Below are 1521 nucleotides of genomic sequence, written 5' to 3' on the forward strand. Positions count from 1 at the left end.
GCGGACGGCACCCACAGTTTTGCTCCGCAGGGCGAAGACCCGGTGCTTGCTCACCTCGAGCAGCTCTTGCGAGAGGGGCAGGACAGCGGGGACTTCCGGACGTTCGACGCGCACCACCTGGCCATCATCATCAGGAGCGCAATCGACACCGCATCCGGGCGGTTGGTCGTTGATCCATCCTTCGACCTGGCCGCATATACCCGCGAACTCCTGTCCGTGGTGGAGCTTGCGACAGCTACTCAGCGAACCGAGGACCCATCATGAAACGCGTTGCGAAACCCCCGCCGGTAGAGCGTCAATCACCGACCCTCGATCCGGCTCCGCCCGTTCCGGCCAAGCCGCCCCCGGATCACCGCAAGAGAGCCGTGGTCGGGATGATCGGTATCGATCTGGTTCTACCTTTCGCCATCTACTACGGGTTGCGGTTGGCGGGCGCTGATCCGTGGTTGGCCCTCATGCTCGGTGCCGTGGGGCCGCTGGTGCGCATCGCCGTCACCACCGCCCGCTCCCGCCGAATCGACCGACTGGGTGTCTTCACACTCAGTATCCTGGCCATCGGAACGGCCGTAGGAATGTTCAGCGCCGACCCGCGGCTTCTCCTGGCACGCGAAAGCTGGCTCACCGCGCTCATCGGCTTCTGGATCTTGATCTCACTGGCCGGCCAACGCCCCGTCTTGTTCCAAGCCACCATCGCCGTGATGCCGACCGACGCCGCTGCACAGTGGGAACAGGACTGGAACACCAACCCGTTCTTCCGGAAAGTCTTCCGCATCATGACCCTCGCCTGGGGGCTCGCCTTCATCCTGGACGCGGGGGCTCGTGTGATCATGGCCTACACCCTGCCCATCGACGTGGTGCCCCTCGCAAGCATCGGCCTGCTGTTGGCCATGCTCTTCGCGATCGTTTACGGCACCAAGTTCTATGCGGGGCGCAGACTGGCGGCAAACGAGTCGTAGCCGCGGAACTTCAGCCCCGCGGCGGATGTGCTGACCCACAGTGCCAGCGGATGATCGTTGTACAAGAACATCGATCAAAGGGGAACCCCGTGAGCCAGTTCGTGGTCATCGTCGAAGCCGATTTCCGGAGCAGCAACTTGAACTACCGGATTCGCCGCTCGAACCCGCTGGCACACCAAGATGCCCAGGCGCTGTTCGACCGTGTGCTGCGCGGGGAAGAGGAAGATCTGTTAAAGCCCAAGAAGGACAGCCTGCTGGTTCGGACAGCGGAGAACCAGGTGTGCCGTTTCTGGACCTCGATGACCGGGAGCGAATCCATGGACCGGATCACGCTGGCAGAAGTGATTTCCCAGTGACTCCCACGACAGTGTGAATCGCCCGTCCACTAGACTTGAGACCAGGCCCACAGGCCACGGCTCAACCGTGCATCGGGAATCCAGTAGAAGGAGCACTTCATGCCCATCGCAACCCCTGACGTTTACGCCGAGATGATTGACCGGGCCAAGGAAAAGGGCTTTGCCTACCCGGCCATCAACGTGACCTCATCCCAGACCCTCAACGCCGC

2 protein-coding genes and 2 pseudogenes are annotated in these 1521 nt (G+C 62.5%); all 4 read left to right on the top strand.

Annotated elements, in window-relative coordinates:
- Positions 1 to 264 (top strand): annotated as a pseudogene (locus Q4E95_RS13810) (TetR family transcriptional regulator); the annotation flags it as partial.
- The gene (locus Q4E95_RS13815; RefSeq protein WP_303383842.1) at positions 261 to 956 is read left to right on the top strand and encodes a VC0807 family protein; all 696 of its coding nucleotides are present in this window, start codon (positions 261 to 263) and stop codon (positions 954 to 956) included. The pseudogene Q4E95_RS13810 and the gene Q4E95_RS13815, both read left to right, overlap by 4 nt.
- 89 nt (positions 957 to 1045) lie before the next feature.
- Positions 1046 to 1312, top strand: coding sequence for a hypothetical protein (locus Q4E95_RS13820; RefSeq protein WP_303383843.1), 267 nt, complete (start codon positions 1046 to 1048; stop codon positions 1310 to 1312).
- Positions 1313 to 1411: 99 nt separating this feature from the next.
- Positions 1412 to 1521: pseudogene (locus Q4E95_RS13825) on the top strand (class II fructose-bisphosphate aldolase); the annotation flags it as partial.

Source organism: Kocuria sp., from assembly GCF_030536815.1.
Taxonomy (GTDB): domain Bacteria; phylum Actinomycetota; class Actinomycetes; order Actinomycetales; family Micrococcaceae; genus Kocuria; species Kocuria gwangalliensis.

Coding starts and splice junctions, on each gene's coding strand:
- Q4E95_RS13815 (WP_303383842.1), top strand. CDS start 261: ATGAAACGCGTTGCGAAACCCCCGCCGGTAGAGCGTCAATCACCGACC.